At 69.7% G+C, this 24,023-nt stretch carries 20 protein-coding genes; 8 read left to right on the top strand and 12 right to left on the bottom strand.

Going from position 1 to position 24,023, the window contains the following annotated elements; genetic code table 11:
• The first annotated feature begins 15 nt into the window (after nucleotides 1-15).
• The 5 genes from ABT116_RS07450 to ABT116_RS07430 all read left to right on the top strand — a co-directional run bounded on the left by ABT116_RS07450 (nucleotide 16) and on the right by ABT116_RS07430 (nucleotide 4,563).
• Nucleotides 16-1,248, top strand: coding sequence for a L,D-transpeptidase (locus ABT116_RS07450; RefSeq protein WP_502983834.1), 1,233 nt, complete (start codon nucleotides 16-18; stop codon nucleotides 1,246-1,248).
• 158 nt (nucleotides 1,249-1,406) lie between these two features.
• Complete coding sequence (locus ABT116_RS07445) at nucleotides 1,407-2,174, top strand: enoyl-CoA hydratase/isomerase family protein (protein WP_351629138.1); 768 nt, start codon at nucleotides 1,407-1,409, stop codon at nucleotides 2,172-2,174.
• 169 nt (nucleotides 2,175-2,343) lie between these two features.
• The gene (locus ABT116_RS07440; RefSeq protein ID WP_351629136.1) at nucleotides 2,344-2,952 is read left to right on the top strand and encodes an ATP-binding protein; all 609 of its coding nucleotides are present in this window, start codon (nucleotides 2,344-2,346) and stop codon (nucleotides 2,950-2,952) included.
• A 75-nt stretch (nucleotides 2,953-3,027) separates the two neighbouring features.
• Nucleotides 3,028-4,206: a YncE family protein gene (locus ABT116_RS07435; RefSeq protein WP_351629134.1), complete on the top strand. Its 1,179-nt coding sequence runs from the start codon at nucleotides 3,028-3,030 to the stop codon at nucleotides 4,204-4,206.
• 144 nt (nucleotides 4,207-4,350) lie between these two features.
• Nucleotides 4,351-4,563, top strand: a complete 213-nt coding sequence (locus ABT116_RS07430) for an EF-hand domain-containing protein (protein ID WP_351629131.1) — start codon at nucleotides 4,351-4,353, stop codon at nucleotides 4,561-4,563.
• A gap of 123 nt (nucleotides 4,564-4,686) precedes the next feature.
• On the opposite strand, the gene ABT116_RS07425 is transcribed toward ABT116_RS07430, so the two are convergent.
• The 5 genes from ABT116_RS07425 to ABT116_RS07405 form a co-directional block, all read right to left on the bottom strand.
• A complete protein-coding gene (locus ABT116_RS07425) occupies nucleotides 4,687-5,244 on the bottom strand; it encodes a glycoside hydrolase family 25 protein (protein ID WP_351629129.1) in 558 nt (185 codons plus the stop codon).
• 155 nt (nucleotides 5,245-5,399) lie between these two features.
• Nucleotides 5,400-6,806, bottom strand: coding sequence for an MFS transporter (locus ABT116_RS07420; protein ID WP_351629126.1), 1,407 nt, complete (start codon nucleotides 6,804-6,806; stop codon nucleotides 5,400-5,402).
• Nucleotides 6,807-6,893: 87 nt separating this feature from the next.
• Nucleotides 6,894-7,427, bottom strand: a complete 534-nt coding sequence (locus ABT116_RS07415) for an HAD-IA family hydrolase (protein WP_351629123.1) — start codon at nucleotides 7,425-7,427, stop codon at nucleotides 6,894-6,896.
• Nucleotides 7,428-7,546: 119 nt separating this feature from the next.
• On the bottom strand, nucleotides 7,547-8,539 hold the full coding sequence (locus tag ABT116_RS07410) for an LLM class flavin-dependent oxidoreductase (RefSeq protein WP_351629121.1): 993 nt from the start codon (nucleotides 8,537-8,539) through the stop codon (nucleotides 7,547-7,549).
• A gap of 106 nt (nucleotides 8,540-8,645) precedes the next feature.
• On the bottom strand, nucleotides 8,646-9,854 hold the full coding sequence (locus ABT116_RS07405) for an MFS transporter (protein ID WP_351629118.1): 1,209 nt from the start codon (nucleotides 9,852-9,854) through the stop codon (nucleotides 8,646-8,648).
• Between the two features lie 90 nt (nucleotides 9,855-9,944).
• Here ABT116_RS07405 and ABT116_RS07400 point away from each other — a divergent pair, with 90 nt between their 5' ends.
• A complete protein-coding gene (locus ABT116_RS07400) occupies nucleotides 9,945-10,706 on the top strand; it encodes a DeoR/GlpR family DNA-binding transcription regulator (RefSeq protein ID WP_351629115.1) in 762 nt (253 codons plus the stop codon).
• Nucleotides 10,707-10,794: 88 nt separating this feature from the next.
• Here ABT116_RS07400 and ABT116_RS07395 read toward each other — a convergent pair whose 3' ends face one another.
• The 4 genes from ABT116_RS07395 to hisD form a co-directional block, all read right to left on the bottom strand.
• On the bottom strand, nucleotides 10,795-12,582 hold the full coding sequence (locus ABT116_RS07395) for a thiamine pyrophosphate-binding protein (protein ID WP_351629114.1): 1,788 nt from the start codon (nucleotides 12,580-12,582) through the stop codon (nucleotides 10,795-10,797).
• Nucleotides 12,583-12,615: 33 nt separating this feature from the next.
• Entirely contained in the window at nucleotides 12,616-13,284 is a 669-nt protein-coding gene (locus ABT116_RS07390; protein ID WP_351629111.1) for a ThuA domain-containing protein, read from the bottom strand.
• On the bottom strand, nucleotides 13,281-14,891 hold the full coding sequence (locus tag ABT116_RS07385) for an APC family permease (protein WP_351629109.1): 1,611 nt from the start codon (nucleotides 14,889-14,891) through the stop codon (nucleotides 13,281-13,283). The genes ABT116_RS07390 and ABT116_RS07385 overlap by 4 nt, the downstream gene beginning before the upstream one ends.
• Before the next feature lie 95 nt (nucleotides 14,892-14,986).
• The gene (gene hisD / locus ABT116_RS07380; RefSeq protein ID WP_351629107.1) at nucleotides 14,987-16,312 is read right to left on the bottom strand and encodes a histidinol dehydrogenase; all 1,326 of its coding nucleotides are present in this window, start codon (nucleotides 16,310-16,312) and stop codon (nucleotides 14,987-14,989) included.
• Nucleotides 16,313-16,440: 128 nt separating this feature from the next.
• On the opposite strand from hisD, the gene ABT116_RS07375 reads away from it, so the two are divergent.
• The gene (locus ABT116_RS07375; RefSeq protein WP_351629104.1) at nucleotides 16,441-18,048 is read left to right on the top strand and encodes a PucR family transcriptional regulator; all 1,608 of its coding nucleotides are present in this window, start codon (nucleotides 16,441-16,443) and stop codon (nucleotides 18,046-18,048) included.
• A 42-nt stretch (nucleotides 18,049-18,090) separates the two neighbouring features.
• Here the strand turns inward: ABT116_RS07375 and ABT116_RS07370 are convergent, their stop codons facing one another.
• Nucleotides 18,091-19,674 carry a GMC oxidoreductase gene (locus tag ABT116_RS07370; protein WP_351629101.1) on the bottom strand — a complete coding sequence of 528 codons (1,584 nt, stop codon included), beginning with the start codon at nucleotides 19,672-19,674 and terminating at the stop codon, nucleotides 18,091-18,093.
• Between the two features lie 182 nt (nucleotides 19,675-19,856).
• Here ABT116_RS07370 and ABT116_RS07365 point away from each other — a divergent pair, with 182 nt between their 5' ends.
• A complete protein-coding gene (locus ABT116_RS07365) occupies nucleotides 19,857-21,437 on the top strand; it encodes a GMC family oxidoreductase (protein WP_351629098.1) in 1,581 nt (526 codons plus the stop codon).
• A 9-nt stretch (nucleotides 21,438-21,446) separates the two neighbouring features.
• On the opposite strand, the gene ABT116_RS07360 is transcribed toward ABT116_RS07365, so the two are convergent.
• Both ABT116_RS07360 and glyA read right to left on the bottom strand, forming a co-directional pair.
• Entirely contained in the window at nucleotides 21,447-22,814 is a 1,368-nt protein-coding gene (locus tag ABT116_RS07360; protein WP_351629097.1) for an L-serine ammonia-lyase, read from the bottom strand.
• A gap of 87 nt (nucleotides 22,815-22,901) precedes the next feature.
• The coding region (gene glyA, locus ABT116_RS07355; RefSeq protein ID WP_351629094.1) for a serine hydroxymethyltransferase at nucleotides 22,902-24,023 on the bottom strand (1,122 nt) is incomplete at its 5' end.

The raw sequence follows: 24,023 nt of genomic DNA, 5'->3' as shown, positions 1-24,023 counted from the left end.
GGAGGGGAGAACCACGTGAACGGGCGACCGATATCGGGGGCGTCGGTTGGGCGCAGGAACGGAGTGCTCGCGTCGGCGATCGGCGTGCTGCTCCTCGCCGTCACGGCGTGTGGCGGCGGGGGAACCGGCTCCGGTTCCGGCGAGGGCGACAACAAGGGCAAGGACTCGGGCAGCGCACAGAGCAAGCAGTCCGAGGCGGTCGTAGGCATCATCCCGAAGGACGGGGCGAAGTCCGTCGACACGAGCGGTGCGCTGAAGGTCACCGCCCAGAAGGGGAAGCTGACCGAGGTCGAGGTCAAGGACGCCGAGGGCAAGAAGGTCGACGGCGAGATATCCGGGGACGGCGCCAGCTGGGCGCCGTCCACCCATCTGGCCGGTGCCACCAAGTACACGGTGCACGCGGTGGCCAAGGACTCCGAGGGCCGCACGGCCGCGGAGGACGCGGGGTTCACCACGCTGACCCCGGAGAACACCTTCACCGGCACCTTCACCCCCGAGGACGGGTCCAAGGTCGGCGTGGGGATGCCGTTCTCCATCCGCTTCTCCCGGGGCATCACCGCACCGGAGGACGTCGAGAAGGCCATCCGCATCAAGGCGGAGCCGGCCGTCGACGTCGAGGGCCACTGGTTCGGCAACGACCGCCTCGACTTCCGGCCGGAGAAGTACTGGAAGCCCGGCACCAAGGTGACCGTCGACCTGAACCTCGACGGCGTCGAGGGCCGCTCCGGCGTCTACGGCGAGCAGGACAAGACGGTGAAGTTCACCATCGGCCGCAACCAGGTCTCCGTGGTCGACGCCAAGAAGCTCACGATGAAGGTCATGCGGGACGGCAAGACCATCAAGACCATCCCCGTCACCACCGGCAAGCCCGGCATGGAGACCTGGAACGGCCAGATGGTCATCAGCGAGATGCTGACGGTCACCCGGATGAACGGCGAGACGGTCGGCTACGGCGGTGAGTACGACATCAAGGACGTCCCGCACGCCGTCCGCCTGACCACCTCCGGCACGTTCCTGCACGGCAACTACTGGGCGAGCGGCGCCTTCGGCAACTACAACGCCAGCCACGGCTGCATCGGCCTGCGCGACGTGCGCGGCGGCTGGGACAAGAAGGTGCCGGCCGCGTGGTTCTTCAACCACTCGATGATCGGTGACGTGGTGGTCGTCAAGAACTCCGAGGACCGGATCGTCGACCCGGACAACGGGCTCAACGGCTGGAACATGTCCTGGGAGAAGTGGAAGAAGTAGCCGACAGCCGACCCGAGGGGCCCCGGTGCGACCGACCGCACCGGGGCCCCGGGCGTCAGCCCCCGTGCTGTGCCGGCCCGGGGGCGACCCCGGACCCCCGGCCGGTGTGACCCACCGCACCGGCCCCAATCCTGTTAGTCCCCGTTAACCTGCTGCCTATGACCGTCTCTCTCGAAGTCGCTGAAGGCGTCGGCACGATCCGTCTCGACCGCCCGCCCATGAACGCGCTGGACATCGCCACGCAGGACCGGCTGAAGGAACTCGCCGAGGAGGCCGCGCGGCGCGAGGACGTCCGGGCGGTGGTGCTCTACGGCGGGGAGAAGGTGTTCGCGGCCGGCGCGGACATCAAGGAGATGCAGGCGATGGACCACACCGCGATGGTGCTGCGCTCCCGTGCCCTGCAGGACTCGTTCACCGCGGTGGCCAGGATCCCCAAGCCGGTCGTCGCGGCCGTGACGGGCTACGCGCTGGGCGGCGGCTGCGAACTCGCCCTGTGCGCGGACTTCCGCATCGCCGGCGAGAACGCCAAGCTCGGCCAGCCGGAGATCCTGCTCGGCCTGATCCCCGGCGCCGGCGGCACCCAGCGCCTGGCCCGCCTGGTCGGCCCCTCCAAGGCCAAGGACCTCATCTTCACGGGCCGGATGGTGAAGGCAGACGAGGCCCGCGAGATCGGCCTGGTGGACCGGGTCGTCCCCGCCGACGAGGTGTACGCCCAGGCGCACGCCTGGGCCACGAAGCTGGCCCAGGGCCCGGCCCTCGCCCTGCGGGCCGCCAAGGAGTCGATCGACACCGGTCTGGAGACGGACATCGACACGGGCCTCGCGATCGAACGGAACTGGTTCGCGGGTCTGTTCGCCACCGAGGACCGCGAGCGCGGGATGCGCAGCTTCGTGGAGGAGGGGCCGGGCAAGGCGAAGTTCCTCTGAACGTCCCTCCAGGGACTTGCAATTGACGTGGTGTCTGACCCGCGGTCCCTCGATGGGGCGGTTTATGGGAGCCTTAAGGCAGCCTTAAGCGTGCCGGAAGGGGAGAGTCCGGCGATTACCCCGGAATGCAACGTTCCAGCAGGTCAGACGGGGTGACGATAGCTCCGAAATGCCTGCGGCATATGACGGACGATCGCCGGTCCGCAGCCCGTTCCCCGGGGCGTATTCCCCGGGAACGGCCCCGTCGGGCGCTGCGGGCGGCCATGATGGGGGCATGGCGGGGCTGGAGGGTATGGAACAGCCGCGGGGACACGCACATGCGGCCGCGGCGCGCTGGTCGCCGACCGTCGAGGACGAACACGCGCTCAAAGCGCTGGAGTTGTACGGCAACCCGACGGAGGCAGAGGTTCCACTGCCGTCCCGCCCCGAGTCCGCGGCCACCGCGAGACGACTCACACAGGTCGTGATCCTGCGCCACTGGGGACTCACCCCCAAGACCACGGAGGACGCGGTGCTGCTCGTCTCCGAACTGGTCGGCAACGCCGTACGCCACACCGGCGCCCGCGTCTTCGGACTGCGTCTGCACCGGCGCCGCGGCTGGATCCGCGTGGAGGTCCGCGATCCCTCCCGGGGGCTGCCGTGCCTGATGCCGGTGCAGGAGATGGACATCAGCGGCCGGGGCCTGTTCCTCGTGGACAAGCTGGCCGACCGCTGGGGGGTCGACCTCCTGCCCCGGGGCAAGACCACCTGGTTCGAGATGCGGGTCGCCGACCGCTGAGCGCGCTGATACCTCACCCGGTCGCCGGACGGACGAATCACGCGTTTCCCTTCGGGACGCCCATTAAATGGTGCAATGCGCCCCCATCTCGTCAAGAGCACCCTGGTCGCGGGTGCCGTCCTCGCCGTCCTCGCCGCCTGTGGCACCGGAAGCGGGGAACGCGCCTCCGAGGGGCACGGCACCAAGGCCGCCGTGCCCCTGCCGCCCGAGAAGAAGCCCGTGAAAGGCCTGCCCGGCATGCCGCCCGTCCTGGACCCCGAGGACGTGTACGCGGCCGACCGCCCGAACAAGCTGTCCCCGGTGGTCAAGGACTTCCCGTCCCGGGTCTACGTCCCCAACACCGAGTCCGACACGGTCTCCGTCATCGACCCGAAGACGTACGAGATCATCGAGACGATCCCCGTGGGCCGGCAGCCCCAGCACGTCGTGCCCTCCTGGGACCTGAAGACGCTCTGGGTCAACAACAACCGCGGCCACACCCTCACCCCGATCGACCCGAAGACCGGCAAGGCGGGCAAGGAGGTCGAGGTCCATGACCCGTACAACCTCTACTTCACGCCCAACGGCAGATACGCCGTCGTCATGGCGTCCCTCGACCGCGAGCTGGTCTTCCGCGACCCGCACACCATGAAGGTGAAGAAGACCGTCCCGGTCTCCTGCTACGGCGTCAACCACGCCGACTTCTCCCTCGACGGCCGCTACTTCATCGTCTCCTGCGAGTTCAGCGGCGAGCTGCTCAAGGTCGACACCGAGAAGATGGAGGTCGTCGGGCAGCAGCGGCTGCCGTTCGAGGGCGCCATGCCGCAGGACGTGAAGATCTCACCCGACGGCAAGAGGTTCTACATCGCCGACATGATGGCCCACGGCATGTGGGTGCTGGACGGCGACAAGTTCACCGAGCCCACCCTGATGCCCACCGGCAAGGGCTGCCACGGCCTGTACGTCAGCCGGGACTCGCGCGAGATGTACGTGACCAACCGCGGCGAGGGCACGATCTCGATCTTCGACTTCACGCAGGGCAAGCTGACCAAGAAATGGCAGCTGCCCGACGGCGGCAGCCCCGACATGGGCGGTGTCTCCGCCGACGGCAAGGTGCTGTGGCTGTCCGGGCGCTACGACGCCGAGGTGTACGCCGTCGACACCCGCACCGGCACCCAGCTCGCCCGCATCCCGGTCGGCAGCGGCCCGCACGGCCTCGCGGTCTACCCCCAGCCCGGCCGCTACTCACTCGGCCACACGGGCGTCTTCCGGTGAGCGGCGGCCGCCGCTCCCACCGTCGGGACCGGCACGTCCGCCACCGGCACCACCACCTGGGTGGTCGCCGCGCTGGAGGCGCACCCGGGCAGCTAACCTGACCTGCGTCAGCACGACGCAGAACACGAGAGTAGGGGCGGATCGGTGGCGGACATCGAGGAAGCACGCAAGCAGTTCGAGCGGATCGATACGGACGGTGACGGATTCATCACCGCTGCCGAGTTCAAGACCGCCCTTGCCCGGTCGGGTGACTGGAACGTCACCGAGTCGGTCGCCGAGGTCGTCATCAAGACCCGCGACCTCGACGGCGACAAGCGGCTGAGCTTCGACGAGTTCTGGGCCTACGTGAACAAGTAGGCGCACGCTCGCCGGCCGCGAGTGAAGGGGCCCGGTCCGCACTCTCGGACCGGGCCCCTCGTCGTACCCGGAAAGGGGCCCTCGTCAGAGCTTGAATTTCCCCTCCCCGAGACACCCCGCTGCTCAGGCGTCCCGGGCCCATCTCCGCAGCGCCGCCCCGCTGTCGAACGCGGCCACGTTCTTGTCCAGCGGGTCGTCGGTGTACTGGTGGAAGCGCCATTTGGCCTTGATGCGGGGCTTGCCCGCCGAGACGTAATCGGCGATCCACAGGCCGTCGCCCGCATAGGACGTCGTGTCGACGTTCAGCCAGAAGTCGCGGTTGGCGTAGAGGATGACCCGGTTGTCCGGCCGCAGTTCCTTCAGCTTCCGCAGGAACCGGTCCTTCTCGGCGTTGCTCGCGTGCGTCCCCTCACCGGTCGTCTCCCAGTCGACGGCGAGGATGTCGCCCGCCCGGTCCGGGGCCTTGCCGACGAAGTACTCGGCCTGGGCGGTGAGGTTGCCGGGCCACAGGAAGTGGTAGAAGCCGACGACCAGCCCGGCGTCACGCGCGCGCTTCGTCTGGGCGGCCAGTTTGGGGTTGACGTAGGACCGCCCCTCGGTCGCCTTGACGAAGACGAAGGAGAGGCCGTCGGTGCTGTAGGAGGAGGACTGATAGGCGCTCACGTCGATGCCGCGCAGCATGGGGGCTCCCTTGGTGCGTGTGGGGGGCTGAAGTCCCCTTGAGCCGGGGGATTCTGTTATGCCCCGCGACGGTGGCCGCAAGCCGGGCGTGAGGAGGCTCGCGCCCGGGGGGTGGTGAACGCCGGTCGGTTCGAGGGTCGGTTCGAGGTGCGGCCTCAGGCGGCGGGGGAGCCCGCCCGAGCCCGGGGCGCGTCGTCGTCGGAAGCGGCCTCGCGGTCGTCCAGGGAGACGTGTTTGGTCTCCTTGCCGAGCAGGAGCGCGATCAGCGTCAGCACCGCCATCGCCGAGAGGTAGACACCGACCAGCCACGGCGAGCCGTCCCCGGCCTCCCACAGCGCCACGGCGATGAACGGGGCGACCGCCGCCCCGAGGATCGAGCTGACGTTGTACGAGATGCCGGAGCCGGTGTAGCGGACGCTGGTCGGGAAGAGCTCGGGCAGGAGCGCGCCCATCGGTCCGAACGTCATGCCCATCAGGGTGAAGCCGAGGACGAGCCACAGCACCACGCCGAGGGTGCCCAGATCGATCAGCGGCACCCAGACCAGTCCGAAGACCATGATCGCGGCGGTGATCCAGATCAGGGTGGTGCGCCGCCCGTACCGGTCCGCGAGCGGACCCGAGACCAGGGTGAACGCGGCGAAGAACAGCACACCGAAGATCATCATGAGCACGAACGTGGTGTAGTCGTACCCGAGTCCGGGCACGGCGGCGTCCTTCGCGGTACGTCCGTAGCTCAGCGAGAACGTGGTCATCAGGTAGAAGAGCACGTAGGTCGCCAGCATGATGAAGGTGCCCAGGACCAACTGCTTCCCGTGGCTGCGCACCACGGTGACGAGCGGCAGCCGCCGCACCCCGCCGGACTCGCGGGTCCTGGCGAAGACCGCCGACTCGACGAGCCGGGAGCGCACCCACAGGCCGATCGCGACCATCACCGCGGAGAACAGGAACGGGACGCGCCAGCCCCAGCTGACGAAGGCGTCGGAGGGCTGCGAGGGGTCGGCCCCGGCCGCGGACGGCAGCAGCGCACCCATGACCAGGAACAGGCCGTTGCCGATGATGAAGCCGAGCGGGGCGCCCAGTTGCGGGAAGGTGCCGTACAGGGCGCGCTTGCCGCTGGGGGCGTTCTCGGTCGCGACCAGGGCGGCGCCGCTCCACTCGCCGCCGAGCGCGAAGCCCTGCGCGAGCCGCATCAGCACGAGCAGCGCGGTGGCCGGCCAGCCGACTTGCGCGTAGGTGGGCAGAACGCCGATGAGGAACGTGGCGATGCCCATGGTCAGCAGCGAGACGACGAGAGTCTTCTTGCGGCCGAGCCGGTCACCGAGGTGCCCGAAGACGACGGCGCCGATCGGACGGGCCACCATCGCGGCGCCGAAGACCGCGAAGGACGACAGCAGCGCGGTGGTCGGGTCGCTGCTCGGGAAGAAGAGCTGAGGGAAGACGAGTACCGCGGCTGTCGCGTAGATGTAGAAGTCGTAGAACTCGATCGTCGTGCCCATGAGGCTGGCGACGAGCACGCGGGACCGCGGGTTGACGGGCGTGGGGGCGGAATCGGGGGCTGGCATCGCTCGGTCTTTCGCGTGTGAAACATGGGCAATGCAACGATGTCAGCCGTCTTGTTTTCCGGTACGAACGTCTCGCATGATGAGATGTCAGCTGGGCAGCCACACGTCGACGGCGGCCGCGAGTTCGTCCTGGCCTGTGAAGACGTGCCCGTCCATGCCGACGGCCTGCGCCGCGCGGACGTTCTCCTCGCGGTCGTCGATGAAGAGGAAGTCGGCGGGTGTGGCCCGCAGCGCGATGACGCAGTGCTGGAAGGCGGCCGGGTCGGGCTTGGCCGCACCGATCTTTCCGGAGAAGGCGACGTGGTCGAGGTCGTGCAGCCAGGACTGGGCGGCGAGGAAGGCGTCCGCGTGGTCCGCGGGGATGTTGGACAGCAGGGCGACCCGGGCGCGCTCTCGCAGGTTCCGCACGTAGGCGACCATGCGTTCGTCGACGCGGGACCAGCTGTCGATGTCGGTGAGCCGCAGCTCTTCGATCGTGTCGGCGTCGGCGGGGCGGGACAGCGCGTGCAGTACGTCGGTCCAGTACGCGGACGCGGTGTGCCGGCCGGCGTCGTAGGGCGGGCGGTGGGTCCAGTAGGCCGTGGTGAAGGCGTCGAGGGAGGTGTGGCAGCGGGCGGCCATCTTCTCCAGGGCGCCCGGGCGTTGGGACGGGCTATCACCCCGAAGAGGTCGAAGAGCACGATGCGGCGGCGGTCGGTGGACATGAAGGTCGGTTCCCTTGGGGTCTCGGGGCGTTCGGTTCAGCGCTGGTGGGGCAGGGCCCGGGCGAGTGAGTCGAGTGCGGCCAGGGCGTCGGGACCCGCCGGGGCGAGAACGACGCTGGTCGCGCCGGCCGCATGGCGGGCGTCGATCGCCGCGCGGGCCTGGGCCGGGGTGCCGGCGATGCTCAACTGACGGACCCACTCGGCGGGCATCGACCGGGCGAAGTGCCGGGCGTCGGGGCTGGCGTCGCGGTGTGCGCGCAGTTCGCGGGCGAAGGGCAGGGGGTCGATGTGCGCGGCCCACTCCGGCTCGCCGACCGACTCCAGGACGGTGCGGACGCGGGTGAGGGCGGCTTCCTCGTCGTCGTCGACGGCGGCGGCGTCGTAGACGACGATCTCCCGGGGGTTCGCCGAGGCGGCGGGTCCCAGGTTGCGCAGGGAGGCGGTGATGTAGTCGGGTGCGGCTGGTTCGGCCAGGAGGAGTCCGTCGGCGACCTCGCCCGCGGCTGCCTGCGACTTGGGGCCGCGGACACCCAGGACGACCGGGGGGACGACGTCGGGGATCTCGGTGAGGACGACGCCTTCGCAGCGTACGTACCGGCCGTTCGCGGGGCCGGGCTCACCGGCGATGAGCAGGCGCAGCGCTCTCGCGTACTCCTTGATCAGCGTCAGGGGGCTGGCGGGCCAGGACCCGGCCTGGCGCATCCAGCCGGGCATGCCGTGACCGATTCCCGCGATGAGCCGGCCGGGGTGGAGCTGGGCGAGAGTGGCCAGTTCCATCGCGGCGAAGCCCACGTTGCGGGCGCCGGCGGGCATGATGCCGATCCCGACGGTGAGGTTCGTGGTGGAGGCCAGGACGGTGGCGGCCTGGGCGACACCGCCGCGCCAGCCGAGGTCCTCCACCACCCAGACCTGGTCGAACCCCAGTTCCTCGGCACGCCGGGCAAAGGGCAGCACGTCACCGACGGGGAGATCGCGGGGCAGCATGACACCGACACGGCCGCGGGCGGGCACTGCGGGGGACTCGGACATCGGGGACTCCTTCGGTCGGCTGAGGGCGTTTCGCCCCGGCCTCGGGTGAGGCCGGGGAAAGGGAGCTTGTGCGGCACGGCTGTCAGGGACCGTGCCGCACAAGCGGTCAGTGGGTGTTGGCTGCGACTTCGCGCCGGTGGGTGTCGCCGTCGGATCCGGTGCGCAGGACCCGGGCGCCCACGGCGGTGGTGACGCACAGCAGGGTCAACAGGACGAAGGCGTGGTTGAGGGCGACGACATGGGTCAGCCAGCCGATCACGGCGGGGCCGGCGAGCATGCCGACGTAGCCGAGTCCGGCGACGCGCGAGACGTTGGCCCCGGCGGCGGAGGGGTCCGCGTGCCCGGCCGCGCTGAACAGCTGCGGGACGCAGCCGGACAACCCCAGGCCGAACAGCGCCCAGCCGGTGAACACGGCCCACATCCCCGGGCCGAGGACCACGAGGGTGATGCCGGCGGCGGCCATCACCGCGCCGTGGCGCAGGATCGCCAGGGAACCGAACCGGGCGACGAAGCGGTCGGCGAGAAGGCGGCCGATCGTCATGGCCGCGGCGAAGGTGCCGTAGGCGAAGGCCGCGGCGCCGGCGGACGCACCCAGGACGTCCCTCATGTGCAGGGCGCTCCAGTCGTTGGCGGCGCCTTCGCACAGCATCACCATCAGCGCCAGGACGGCCAGCAGCCAGACCCGGCCCGTGGTGCCGCCGCGATCGACGTCCTGTGACGTCCCGGTCCCCTCCGCGGAGGGGCTCTCGACGGCGGGAGCGGCAGGCAGCAGGGCACGTGCCGAGGCCAGGGCGATCACGACGCCCACCGCTCCCATGGCGGCCATGCCCGCGGCCGGGTGCAGTCCGGCGCTCGCCGCGCCCGCTCCGGCGAGTGCGGCGAGGACACCGCCGACCGAGAACGTGGCGTGGAAGCCGGACATGACGGGGCGGCCGTACGCCTTCTCCACGTGCACGGCGTGGGCGTTCATGCTCACGTCCAGGCAGCCGTTGCAGAGCCCGAAGACCAGCAGCGCCGCGCCCAGCGTCCACGGATCGTCGGCGAGACCGGGCAGGAACAGGGTCGCGCCGCAGAGCACGCCGCCCGCGGGGACCACGACGCGGGTGCCGAGACGGTCGGTCATGGGGCCCGCCACCTGCATGCCCACGAAGGCCCCGAGCCCGAGCACCACCAGCAGGCCGCCGAGCGTGGCGTGGCTGATGCCCACGCGCTCCTCGATCGCGGGGATGTTAACCACCCAGGTGCCCAGCAAGGTGCCGTACAGGACGAAATAGACATAGGTCGCCACGCGGGCGGCTCGCAGGGAACGTTCCATACCGCCCAGCGTAACGAACATTCATGGTGTTCGAAACTCGCGATAATGAACAGCTTGGTTGTTCATTTCCCCGTGGTGTTCAATCACGGTATGAGCAACGCAGACCGGCACGGGCTGATCGCCAAGGCCGTCAGGGACTCGGGGGGCGCGACGGTCCAGGAACTCGCGGAGCTGACCGGCGCCTCGGAGATGACCATCCGGCGCGACCTCGACACCCTCGCCGCCCAGGGCGTCCTCGAACGCGTCCGCGGAGGGGCACGCACCCTGCTGCTCCGGGGCGAGGAGCCCCCTTTCGCGCTGCGCGCCCATGAGGCGGTCGACGCCAAACGCCGGATCGCCGCCGGGATCTCCGCACTCATCGCCGACGGCGAGAGCGTCCTGCTGGACAGCGGCACCACCTGCCTGGAGGTCGCCCGCCTCCTGCGCGAGCGGCCCGTCACCGTGATGCCCCTGTCCCTGCAGGCCATCCATCTGGTCGGCGAGACACCCGGCCCGGCCACTCTGGTCGTGCCCGGCGGACAGCCCCGCGCCGCCGAAGGAGCCCTCACCGGCCCCCTCACGCTCGCCTCCCTGGCCGCCCTGCGCTTCGACACCGCCGTCATCGGCTGCTGCGGGCTGACCGCGGCCGACGGCCTGACCGCCTACGACCTCGACGACGCCGCGGTGAAGAAGGCGAGCGTCGCCTCCGCCCGCCGTGTCATCGGCGCCGCCGACGGCAGCAAACTCGGCCACACCGCCTACGCCTACGTCGGCCCCGCCGCCCTCCTGCACACCCTCGTCACGGACACCACCGCAGCCGCCGAGGAAGTCACCGCACTCGAAGACGGCGGCACCGTCGTCCGGACCGTCTGACGGTCCGTCTGCTCCGCAGGCGCCAACCGCCCGTGCGGCCGGGTCTCGGCTGCACGGGCGGAAGGCGCCTGCGGGCGCGGGGCCGTCCTCAGAGGTGCTGCTCGGTGGCCCGGATGCGATCGTATTCCTCCTGGCGCTCGTCCGTGATGTACGCCGGGATCGGGAAGTCCCACCAGCCGGGCACCCAGGGGCCCGCGGCGTCGCGGTCCGTGGGCACCTCGACCAGGGCGGGTGCTCCCGACTGCACGGCCTTGCGCAGCGTCGGCTCCAGGGACGCGGCGTCGTTGACCTTCCACGACTCGATCCCGAAGGCCCGGCCCATGGCCGCGAAGTCGGGGCTGTACGGCGAGCCGTCGGGGTGCGAGAACTCGGTGCCGATGTGCCGCGAGGTCTGCTTGCGCTGGCCGCCGCGGATCGACATGTAGCCCGCGTTGTTCTGGACCACGAAGATCACCGGTGCGTCGGCGGTGACGCTCAGGGCGATCTCCTGGGCGGTCATGAGGAAGTCGCCGTCGCCTAGGACGCACACCACCGGGCTGTCGGGCCGGGCGAGCTTGGCGCCGACGGCGGCCGGGACGGCCCAGCCCATGGAGGAGAAGCCGCCGGAGGTGAGGTGGGTGCGCGGCGAGTAGACGGGGAAGGTCTGCTTGACCGCTCCCTGGGTGTTGCCCGAGCCGGCGACGATGATCGCGTCGCGCGGAAGCACGGAGCGCAGGGCGCCGAGCGGGCGCTGGGAGGTGAACGGGAAGCGGTCGCTGTCGCGACGGCCGGCGAGCTTCTCCTCCCAGTCCTGCTTGAGCCGGGCGAGTTCGGCGAGGTATTCGGAGCGGTCGACGCCCTTGGAGGGGAGCGAGTCGACGATGGCGGCCACGGCGCGCTGCGCGTCGGCGACGATGCCCACTTCGGCGGGGTAGTTCTTGCCGATCTCGTGCGGGTCGATGTCGATGTGGATGAGCTTCGCGGGCGGGATGGAGAAGCTGATGCCCTTGGCGTAGCTGGAGGCGGACCAGTCGGTGAAGCGGCAGCCGACGGAGATGACGACGTCGGCGGAGCTCGCGATCGCGTTGCCGGTCATCGTGCCGGTCTGGCCGACGCTGCCGGCGAACAGCTCGTGGTCCTCGGGGAAGGCGCTCTTGCCGTTCCACGTGGTGACGACCGGGATCTGCCACCGCTCGGCGAGAGCGAGGACCTGGTCGGACGCCTCGGACGTGATCGCACCGCCGCCGACCACGATGACCGGCCGGGTGGCCGCGCGCAGCACGTCCACGGCGCGGTCCACGGCTTCCGGGTCGGGGTGCTGGCGGCCGACCGGGATGCGCCGCTCCAGGTCGTGCAGGTCCACGTTCGCGGCCTCGGCCTGTACGTCCATGGGGACTTCGAGGTGCACCGGGCCCGGACGGCCGGTCAGCATGGAGTTGAAACAGCGGTGCAGGACGAAGGGGAGCTCCTCGACCCGGGTGACGACCCAGTGCCGTTTGCTGACGGCCTCGGCCACCTTGGGGAAGTCGTTCGCCGTGTAGCGGTCGAGTTCCTGCAGCAGTCCGTGGCCTCGCATATGGGTCGGCGGGCCGCCCGTGACGACGAGAACGCTGGTGGAGTCCGTGAACGCGGTGCCCATGCCGATGACGGTGTTGCTCGCGCCGGCGCCGATGGAGGTCACAGCGGCCTGCGGGCGGCCGGTGACGCGGTAGTAGCCGTCCGCGAGGTGGACGGCGCTCTGCTCGTGGAAGGTCTGGACGAAGGGGATCCTGGACTCGTCGTCGAGGAAGGCGTCGGTCAGTGACCAGATGCCGTGGCCGGGGATGCCGGCGACGACGTCGACCCCGTAGTTGCGCAGGGTCCGCGCGACGATCTGGCCTCCGGTGAGGACAGGCATGGTGTGCTCCCAATCAGCTCGGTTCGAAGGGGGTCAGGCGTCCTGACGGGCGGCCCAGGCGAATCCCTGTGTGCACAGTCGCGTGACGTCCGGGTTCTGCAGGTCGTCGAGGTCGTGTCCGACCGCGCTGTAGAAGACGCGGCCCCGTCCCCAGGTCCGGGTCCAGGCCTGAGGGATCGTCTTTCCCTCCAGCCACGGCAGGTGTTCGCCGGTGAAGGTGGACTCTGCCAGGACGTGGTTGTTGGGGTCGACGGACATGTAGTACTGCTCAGACGCGACCCCGAAGTCCTTCACCCCGGCGGTGATCGGGTGGCCGGTGTCCGTGACGGTGACCCGGTAGGGGTACTTCACGCCTTCGCCGGCGGGGTGTTCGAGGAAGCTGCCGCCGATCAGCCAGTGGTACTTGAGGCTGGTGCGGAACGCGGCGGCCGCGCCGTGCCAGGCGGCGATCCCGGTGCCGTTCTCCACCGCCCCCAGCAGGTTCGCCTCCTGGGCGGCGGTCAGCCCCTCGGACAGCAGGGCGTTGTTCCAGTTGAGCGCGATGAGGTCGTAGCCGGTGAGGTCGGCGTCGAGGGAGAAGATGTCGTTGGTCTCGTCGACGTCGAATCCGAGGTTCCTGAAGATCGGGAGGGCCCATTCCTCGGCCACCTGGTAGGGCTTGTGCCCCGGCCAGCCTCCGTACAGATACAGAACGCGGGTCATGCGGTGGTCCCTCCGGTCGTACGGGTCAGGGCCGCGGCGCGGCTGCGCAGACGCTCGGCCACCTCGATCGCGTCACCTTCCGGCGCGGTGGACTTGCGCTCCGGCTTCGCGGTCAACAGGTACACCAGGCCCACGGCCGAGACGACGAGGAACCCGATGAGTGCGATCCACCGGTCCACGAACGGGGTTGCGGAGTCGCCGGTGGGCATGGCGAGAAGAACCATCCCGAGCACGCCGTAGGTCAGGGCCGCCACGGTCACCGCGAAGCCCCAGCGGCCCAGCGTCCAGGCTCCGGCGGGGCGCCAGCCCTTCAGACGCATCCGCAGCGCGGCCAGTACGACCATCATGAAGGCCGCGTATCCGGCCAGCATCTGGAACGCCGCGATCTTGGTGAGGGAGTCGGGCGAGTAGTAGACGAACACGAAGAGCAGCAGCGGAAGGACGTTCACGGCCAGCAACGCGTTCAGGGGGACGCGGTGCTTGCGGGTGATCTGCGAGAAGACGCGGGATCCCGGGAACATGTCGTCGCGGGCGAAGGAGAAGACGATCCGGCTCGCGGCGGCCTGCTGGCTCATCACACCCGCGATGAAGGACGTCATGATCACCGCGAGCACCACCTTCGTGCCTATGGTGCCGACCGAGCTCTGCAGGATCGAGGGGATCGGGTTGGTGTCCTTGCCGGAGAGGATCGAGGCGAGGTCCGGAGCCGCGAGCGCGTAACCGACGAACGCGAAGAGCGCGGCCACTCCACCGACGGCCACGGTCAGCTGCATGGCCCGCGGGATGCTGCGGGAGGGGTTCGGAACTTCCTCCGCGATCTCGCCGCACGCCTCGAAGCCGTAGAAGAGGAAGAGCCCGACGAGCGAGGCGGCGATGAAGGCCATGACGTAGCTGTCATGGGTGGAGCTGCCGGCCTCGAAGAAGATCGAGACGGAGTTGTGGCGTTCGAAGATCAGCAGGTAGAGGCCCACGAGCACGATGCCGATCAGTTCCGCGGCGAGCCCGATCTTCGAGATCAGAGCCAGTGTCCTGGTGCCGAAGCAGTTGCAGATCATGCAGACGGCGGTCACACCGATCGCGATCCACAGGCGCTGGGCGGGGGTGGAGCTGATGGCGGGCTCGGCAGCGGTCCCGGCGAAGAGGCTGGCCGCGAAGTCCGAGCTGAACAGTGCGGTGCTGGTGATGCCGATGGTGATGCAACAGATGTACGTCCACGCGTTGAACCAGGCATAGCGCCCGTTCCAGAGCCTTCTGACCCATTGGTAGAGCCCGCCCGCGAGCGGGAACTGCGAGACGACCTCTCCGAAGACCAGCGCGACCAGGAACTGCCCGGCCCCGACGATGCCGATCCAGAAGACGGACGGTCCGCCGGCGGTCGCCAGACCGACCGCGAAGAGGGCCACGACGCCCACGAGGGGCGAGAGGTACACGAAGCCCAGGGCGAAGTTCCCCCACAGGCTGACCTTGCGGTCGAACTTCTGCTCGTAGCCGAGTACGGCGAGCATTTCCGCGTCCGCGGCCGACGAGACGGGACTCGCGGTCCCGCCCGAGGGGCCGCCGGGGGTGGATGTGGGCGCCGCGTGCGCCTCGTTGTCCGTAGCTGACATGACGATCTCCGTGGGTCGAGGGGGACGTGCTCCTTGTCGAACGGCTGCCGCACCGCGTCCGCGGTCCGGCATAAGTCGCGATGGGTCATCGCGGTTCAGCTCTGCTCGAAGGTGTGGTCGGTCCAGTCCGGCCGGGCCGATCCGTAGCGCGCGGCGCGGACGTCTCCCGAGCGCGCGTGTCCCTCGAAGTTCTCGATGCGCGAGGCCCTGCCGCAGATCTCACCGAGCCGGGCACTGGAACCGGAGTCCCTGATCTCCTGATACGTCATGGTCTTGAGGTACTTGCCGACCCAGAGGCCGCCGGTGTAGCGGGCCGCTCCCAGAGTGGGCAGCACGTGGTTGGTGCCGATGACCTTGTCGCCGTACGCGACGCACGTCTTGTCCCCGAGGAACAGGGCACCGTAGTTGCGCATCCGGTGCAGGGCCTCGCGGGGCTCTGCGGTCAGGATCTGGACGTGCTCGCTGGCGTACTCGTCGGCGAGTTCGTAGGCGGCGTCCAGTGTGGGGACCACGATCACCTCACCGTGGTCGCGCCAGGCCCGCCCGGCGACGTCTCCGGTGGGCAGGCCGGGCAGCAGCTCGTCCACCCAGGCGATGGTCCGCGTTCCCACCTCCTCGGACGTCGTGATGAGAACCGTCGGGGAGTCGGGTCCGTGCTCGGCCTGGGACAGCAGGTCCGTCGCCACCACGAACGGGTCCGCGGTGTCGTCCGCGACGATCAGTACCTCGGTCGGTCCGGCGAAGAGGTCGATCCCGACCTCGCCGAAGAGCTGGCGCTTGGCCTCCGCCACGTAGGCGTTGCCCGGGCCGGCGAGCATGTCGACCGCGTCGATCGTCTCGGTGCCCAGCGCCAGGGCGGCCACGGCCTGGACACCGCCCATGACGTAGATCTCGTCGGCCCCGGCCAGATGCATCGCGGCGATGCTGACGGGCGGCGGAGCGCCCCGGTCCGGCGGAGTCGTCGCGGCGACCCGTTCGACACCCGCGACCTTGGCCGTCAGGACGGTCATGTGGGCCGACGCGGTGAGGGGGTAGCGGCCGCCGGGAACGTAGGCGCCGGCCGCGCCGATGGGGATGTTGCGCTGCCCCAGGAACACGCCGGGCAGTGTCTCCACCTCGAAGTCGGTGAGGGAGTCCCGCTGCGCCCGGGCGAAGCCGCGGACCTGCTTCTGGACGAACCGCAGGTCGTCCAGGACCGTCTCGGGAACGGAGGAGACGACGGAAGCGATCCGGTCGGGACCGAGCCGGTAGGACTCCGGGCTCCAGTCGTCGAACTTCTGCGACCAGCGGCGCACGGCGGCGTCGCCGCCCGACCGTACGTCGGCGATCACGTCCGCGACGGTCTCGACGATTTCCGGACGGCTGGTCCGCGACGTCTTCACGGCGACAGGAGCCTTGATGGTCTTGTGTTGTGCTGACACTCTGCACTCCTTGCACGGGGTCGTGCCTGCGGGCTTGCCCAGAAGTCTGGGGAAACGCGAGGGTGGGACGACAGGCACAGTGTGTGCAATATTGACCGGGGATTCTGCACACACCGAGGTCGTGGATCATGGCTGAAGTCCTGACTGTTCGCGCCGCGCTGGAGCTCGAGGTGTTCACGCGCACCGCCGTGCGTGTGTATGCCGGGGAGAGGAATCTGGACCGCCCTGTGCGCTGGGTGCACACCGGGGAGATCCCGGACATCCATCGCTTTCTCACGGGTCAGGAGATGCTGCTGACGGCCGGCCTCGGCATGGGCGCGACGCAGCTCGAGCAGCGCGCCTTCATCCGGCGACTCGCGGACGCGCACGCGGCCGTCCTCGTCGTCGAACTGGCCGGGCGCATGTTCGACTCCATGCCGGAGGCCGTGATCGAGGAGGCGGAGGCGGTCGGCCTGCCCCTGGTGGGACTCGCCGACGAGATTCCCTTCGTCGAGACGTCGGCCCAGGTCCACGAGGTATTGGTCGGGATGCGCGTCAAGCAGCTGATCGCCGAGGAGGCCACCAGCCAGGCGTTCATGGATCTGCTCCTGGCGGACGAGGACTACGTCGGCGTGGTGAGAGAACTGGCCCGTCGCACCGGGCACCCCGTGGTGCTGGAGGACGTCGCCCACCAGATGCTGGCGTACGGAGGCGCGACGCCGGAGGCCGACCGGGTCGTGGACGAGTGGAGTGCGCACTCCCGGGCGATCCACGAACGCCACCCCTCGCTCGCGGCGCAGGGCCCCGAGGTTCCGACCGCCTCGGCGGCATCGTTTCGCGAGGTCGCGCCGTGCGCTCGCCAACCCGTGGTCCTCCGGGGCGAGTCATGGGGGTGGCTCCACCTTCTGCACGGCGGAAGGCAGCCGAGCCCGCCCGAACTGCGCACGCTGGAGCGAGCCGCCGCGGCCGTGGCGATCTCGCTGCTGAGCGAGCGGGAGAGCGGCGCCCGAGCGTCCCAGCGCCAGACGGCGCTGCTCAACCGGCTTCTGCTCGGCGACGTCACAGGAGAGCGGTTCGTGACCCTCGGCCTGGCGCTCGGCCAGGACCTGCGCGGGCGGGACCTCGTCGTCGTCACGGCATGGGCGGGGGACGAGGAGCCCGTCAAGGACCACGTCCTCGCCCGCCTGCTGCAGGAGGCCGGCTGGCCCGCCGTCGTGGGCGACACCGGAGACTTCGACGTGGCGGTCGTGGGCCTGCCCAGCCGCGCCGACGCCGGCCATGTGCAGACCCTGCTGGCCGATCACGGTGTGCGGGGTGGCATCAGCCGAGTCGTGGAGCCGGCGGTGCTTCCGCTGGCCCTGCGCCAGAGCCGCAGCGCGGCGTCCGTCGCCGCGGCGGCCTCGACCACCGAAGTGCGTCACTTCGACGATCTGGGCGCTCTGCGCCTCCTCGTCGCCCTCTCCGAAGGCCCCGAGCTCAGGCGTTACGTCGAGGACGAGCTCGGTCCGCTCCTCGAGCACGACGCACTGGCGAAGAACCCTCTGCTGCCCACCCTTCGCACGTTCCTCGACTGCGGTGGAAACAAGGCGCGTGCGGCGGAGGAACTCTTCATCCAGCGGCGCACCCTCTACCACCGCCTCGACAAACTCTCCGAGATCCTCGGCCTGGACCTCACGCAGGTCAGCAACCAGCAGCGGCTGCAGCTGGCCGTGCGCGGACATGACCTGCTGCGCAAGCCGACGCTACGGCGGACCTGACCTGCGGCGGACCTGACCTGCGCCGACCTGACCGTTACGACGTCAGTCCTTCGTCGCCCGGGCGAGCGGCGGGGCGATGCGCAGGGCGTTCGCCCCGATCGTCAGGGCCGGATTGAGCGCCGCGGAGGACGGGAAGAACGACGAGTCGGCCACCCAGAGGTTTTCGACGTCGTGGCTGCGGCACAGGGGATCGAGCACGCTCTGCGTCGGGTCGTCACCCGCCACGGCCGTTCCGCACATGTGGGAGTTGGTCTCGATACCCATGCGCTGGGTGAAGATCAGCGGATAGCCGGCCTTGCGGACCGCCCGGGTCACCCGGCGCACGAGTTCGTGGTGGGGCGCGAGGTTGGTCGGCGTCCAGTCGATGAGGATGCGGTCGCCGTCCACGCGTACCCGGTTGTTCCGGGACGGAAGGTCCTCGGTCGTCAGGTAGATGTCGAGGCTTCTGGCCGCCATGAGCTTCAGGGCCCATGTCGGTGCCCACGGACGCGCGGGCTTGAGCATGGGGGCTTGCAGCTTGCCCAGCATCTGGAGGTTCCCGAGCGGGAAGCGCGTTCCCGGACCGGCTTCGTAGAAGTCGTTCAGACCGAGGGTCTTCTGCCACTGCGTGGGGTTGGTCCGCAGGGGGTTGACCCCGACGAAGAACGTGCTGTTGTGGACCATGTAGTTGCGGCCGAGCAGTCCCGACGAGTTGGCGAGACCATCGGGGTGCGAGTCGTCGGCCGAACGGAGCAGCAGCGCGGCCGAGTTGACGGCACCTCCGGCGAGGGCGAACGTCTTGGCATTGATCCGGACGGTACGGCCCGCGTGCCGTGCCTCGGCGGCGACGACCTTCCGGCCGTCGGGCGAGGTGATCAGGCGGGTGATCTCCGCACCCGTGAGGATCTTCACGCCGTCGCGCAGCGCCGGGAGAAGGAGCCGGTTCTCGGCGTCGGACTTCATGCCCGTCTCGTCCGGACAGCCGTCGGCGGTCGTCACGGCCGCGCGATCGGCCTGCGTGCTGATGTTCAGGGCGTTCGGTGTGTGGAACGGGTGCAGGCCCTGCCGGCGCAGCGACCGCGAGAACCGCTCGATCTCCGGTTCGTGCTGAAGCGCCGGATACGGGTAGGGCTTGGAGCGCGGCGGCTCGGTCGGGTCCTCCCCGGTCTGCCCGTGCACCTGGAGCAGATGCTCCATGACGGTGTAGAAGGGCTCCAGGTCGTCGTAACCGAAAGGCCAGGCACGCGAGACGCTCTCGTGGTGTTCCACCTCGGTGAAGTCGCTGCGCCGGAAACGGGGCAGCATGGCACCGTAGAAACGGGTGTTTCCGCCCACCCAGTAATACACGCCCGGCGCGAACGGCTTGCCGGTGCTGCCGTCGTACCAATAGCCGGCGTTCTTGTACCGGCCCTTGATGTACATCTCGGCCGGCTGCGAGTTCTCGGGTTCACGGGGAAGGAAATGGCCGCGTTCCGCGACGAGTACGTCGAGACCGGAGTCCTTCAGCGCCCAGGCCAGCGCGGACCCGCCCATGCCGGATCCGATGATCAGGACATCGGTGCTGATCTCTTCGGTGGTACCGACGGAAACGAGAGCATCGGGCCGGAGCTCCGGGGGCGTGTAATCCTGACGGACCGGGTGGGACATGAGTCGGAATCCCCTTAGGCGCTCGGGTACGGCGGAGGTTCCAAGAGAGCCTAAGCAGCGGCCCGAATGCAGCACATGCACGGAATGGGTAACGACTGCCGCCTGAGTTGCTCACTTCGTGCATGTGCTGAGCATGCCTGGCGTCTCTAGCCTCTCCCAGGAACCAGATCCATGGAGGCGCAATGGGCAGGGAATCGTATGACTACATCGTCGTCGGGGCCGGCTCGGCCGGTTGTGCGCTGGCGGCGCGGCTGTCCGAGGATCCTGATGTCACGGTCGCGCTGATCGAAGCGGGGCCGCCTGCCCGGGGCCGCCTCTTCGAGATACCCGCACTGTTCTCGCAGCAGCTCAAGACGGCGTTCGACTGGGACTTCGAGACGGAACCCGAGCCGCAGCTGGCAGGACGTCGCGCCTACTTGCCCCGCGGCCGGGTGATCGGCGGCACCAGCTCGATGAACACGATGCTGTACGTCCGCGGTCACCGCCACGACTACGACACGTGGGAGCGACTGGGGAACCCGGGCTGGGGATACGACGACGTTCTGCCGTTCTTCAAGAAGTCCGAGGACAACGAGCGCGGAGCCGACGACTTCCACGGCGTCGGTGGCCCCCTCACCGTCAGCGACCCCCGCTCCGTCCATCCGCTGCTGACGGCATGGGTCGAGGCGGCTCAGGACGCGGGCCACAAGCACAACTCGGACTTCAACGGATCCCAGCAGGAGGGCGTGGGCTACCACCAGGTCACGCAGCGAGGCGGCCTGCGATGCAGCAGCGCGATCGCGTTCCTGGAGCCGGCCGCCGGCCGCCCGAACCTCACCGTGCTGCCCTCGACGACCGCCCTGCGCCTGAGCTTCGACGGCTCGCGGGCCGCCGGCCTGGAGGTCGACCACCTCGGCACCGTCCGGACGATCCATGTCGACCGTGAGATCGTGCTGTCCCTCGGGGCCTACAACTCACCCCACCTGCTCCTCCAGTCCGGCGTCGGGCCGGCCGACGAACTCTCCGCGGGAGGGATCACCCCCCTGCACGACCTGCCGGACGTCGGCAGGAACATGCAGGACCACACCGGGTGCTTCATCAGCTTCTTCAGCGACACCGAGCCGCTCCTGGGGCCGGACACCTCCGCGGAAGAGCGGCTCCTGCGCCGGCAGGGCACCGGTCCGATGGCCTGGAACGAGGTCGGCGGCTTCTTCAGCTCCGGCGATGACGTCCCCGCCCCGGACCTCCAGGTTCATGCCGCACTCGGCATCGTCCGTGACGAGGGCCTTGCCGCGCCGCTCGAGCCCGGGATGTCGTTCGGCCCTTACGTCGCGCGGCCCGCCAGCCGCGGCTCGGTGCGGCTGCGGCATTCCCACCCGTACGCCAAGCCGCGCATCTTCCACAACTACCTCGACGACCCCGACGACCGCCGACGGCTGCGGGAAGGCGTCCGTCTGTGTATGCGCATCGCCCGCGAACAGCGGCTGACGGCCCTGCTGCAGTCGGATCTGCGCACGGCTGCCGACGCCGGACTCGCCCCCGCGTCGGACGGCGACCAGGACATCGACGACTTCATCCGTACGCAGTCGTTCTCCTTCTACCACCCGTCCGGCACCTGCATGATGGGCAAGGTCGTCGACCACGAACTTCGCGTGCGCGGGCTGGAGAACGTCCGCGTGGCAGACACGTCGATCATGCCGACCCTCGTCACCGGGAACACGAACGCTCCCGCGATCATGATCGGAGAGAAGGCCGCCGCGTTGATACAGCCGTCGGCAGGATGAACCCGCCCCTCAGCACTCGATGATGTTCACCGCCAGCCCGCCCCGGGCCGTCTCCTTGTACTTGACCGACATGTCCGCGCCGGTGTCCTTCATCGTCTTGATGACCTTGTCCAGGGACACCTTGTGGGAGCCGTCGCCGCGCATGGCCATGCGGGCGGCCGTGACGGCCTTGACCGCGGCCATGCCGTTGCGTTCGATGCAGGGGATCTGCACCAGGCCGCCGACCGGGTCGCAGGTGAGGCCGAGGTTGTGCTCCATGCCGATCTCGGCGGCGTTCTCGACCTGCTCGGGCGAGCCGCCGAGAACCTCGGCCAGGGCGCCCGCGGCCATGGAGCAGGCGGAGCCGACCTCGCCCTGGCAGCCGACCTCGGCGCCGGAGATGGAGGCGTTCTCCTTGAAGAGCATGCCGATCGCGCCCGCGGCGAGCAGGAAGCGGACCACGCCCTCCTCGTCGGCGCCCGGCACGAAGTTCATGTAGTAGTGCAGGACCGCCGGGATGATGCCGGCGGCGCCGTTGGTGGGGGCGGTGACGACCCGTCCGCCGGCGGCGTTCTCCTCGTTGACCGCCATGGCGTAGAGGGTGATCCACTCCATGGCCAGGGCCAGCGGTTCGCCCTCGGAGCGCAGCTTGCGCGCGGTGTTCGCGGCCCGGCGGCGCACCTTGAGACCGCCCGGCAGGATGCCCTCCTGGGACAGTCCGCGCGCCACGCAGTCTCGCATCACCTGCCAGATCTCCAGCAGGCCCTCGCGGATCTCCTCCTCGGAGCGCCAGGCCCGCTCGTTCTCCAGCATCAGCGCGGAGATCGACAGGCCGGTCTCCTCGGTCAGGCGCAGCAGCTCGTCACCGGTGCGGAAGGGGTACTTCAGCACGGTGTCGTCGAGCTTGATGCGGTCGGCACCGACCGCTTCCTCGTCGACGACGAAGCCGCCGCCGACCGAGTAGTACGTCTTCGTCAGCAGCTCAGCGCCCGAGGCGTCGTAGGCCCACAGGGTCATGCCGTTCGCGTGGTACGGCAGGGCCTTGCGGCGGTGCAGCACCATGTCGTCGTCGAAGGAGAACGCGATCTCGTGCTCGCCGAGCAGGTTGAGCCGGCCCCCGGTCTTGATCGTCTCCACCCGCTCGTCGGCGCTCTCCACGTCGACCGTGCGCGGCGAGTCGCCCTCCAGGCCGAGCAGCACCGCCTTGGGAGTGCCGTGTCCGTGCCCGGTCGCGCCGAGCGAGCCGTACAGCTCCGCGCGGACCTTCGCGGTCGGTGCCAGCAGCTCCTCGTTGCGCAGCCGCCGGGCGAACATCCGGGCCGCCCGCATCGGGCCGACGGTGTGGGAGCTGGACGGGCCGATGCCGATCGAGAACAGGTCGAAGACCGAGATGGCCACGGGGGAACTCCTGACTACGGGGTGGTGCAGAGGGGGTGGGTGCCGCGCCCCGCTTGTGGCGGGCGCGGCACCCGAAAGGTTTCTTCGTTACTTGTTCAGACCCGGGTACAGCGGGTGCTTGTCGGCCAGGGCCTTCACCCGGGCCTTGAGGGCCTCGGCGTCGTACGACGGCTTCAGCGCCTCGGCGATGACGTCCGCGACCTCCGCGAAGTCCTCGGCCTGGAACCCGCGGGTGGCCAGGGCCGGGGTGCCGATCCGCAGACCGGACGTCACCATCGGCGGACGCGGGTCGTTCGGGATCGCGTTCCGGTTGACGGTGATGCCCACCTCGTGGAGCCGGTCCTCGGCCTGCTGTCCGTCCAGCTCCGAGTGGCGCAGGTCGACCAGGACGAGGTGCACGTCCGTGCCGCCGGACAGGACGTCCACGCCCACGGCCCGGACGTCGTCCTTCACCAGACGCTCGGCCAGGATGCGGGCACCCTCCAGCGTACGGCGCTGACGCTCCTTGAAGTCCTCCGAGGCCGCGACCTTGAAGGAGACCGCCTTGGCGGCGATCACGTGCTCCAGCGGGCCGCCCTGCTGACCGGGGAAGACAGCGGAGTTGATCTTCTTTGCCAGTTCGGCCGTGGAGAGGATCACACCGCCGCGCGGGCCGCCGAGGGTCTTGTGGGTCGTGGTGGTGACCACGTGGGCGTGCGGCACCGGGTTCGGGTGCAGCCCGGCCGCCACGAGCCCCGCGAAGTGGGCCATGTCGACCATCAGGTACGCGCCGACCTCGTCCGCGATCCGGCGGAACTCCGCGAAGTCCAGCTGCCGCGGGTACGCCGACCAGCCGGCGACGATCAGCTTCGGCCGGGACTCCTTCGCCAGCCGCTCCACCTCGGCCATGTCGACCCGGCCGTCGTCGCCCACGTGGTAGGCGACGACGTCGTAGAGCTTGCCGGAGAAGTTGATCTTCATGCCGTGGGTCAGGTGCCCGCCGTGGGCCAGGTTCAGGCCCATGATGGTGTCGCCCGGCTTGAGCAGCGCGAACATCGCGGCCGCGTTGGCCTGGGCGCCCGAGTGCGGCTGGACGTTGGCGTGCTCGGCGCCGAACAGCTCCTTGATGCGGTCGATCGCGATCTGCTCGACCACGTCGACGTGCTCGCAGCCGCCGTAGTAGCGGCGGCCCGGGTAGCCCTCGGCGTACTTGTTGGTGAGGACCGAGCC

Source organism: Streptomyces sp. NPDC002130 (assembly GCF_040296465.1).
Lineage (GTDB): Bacteria > Actinomycetota > Actinomycetes > Streptomycetales > Streptomycetaceae > Streptomyces.
The sequence above is the reverse complement of the archived record's forward strand: the minus strand, read 5'-3'. Positions and strand labels throughout refer to the sequence as shown.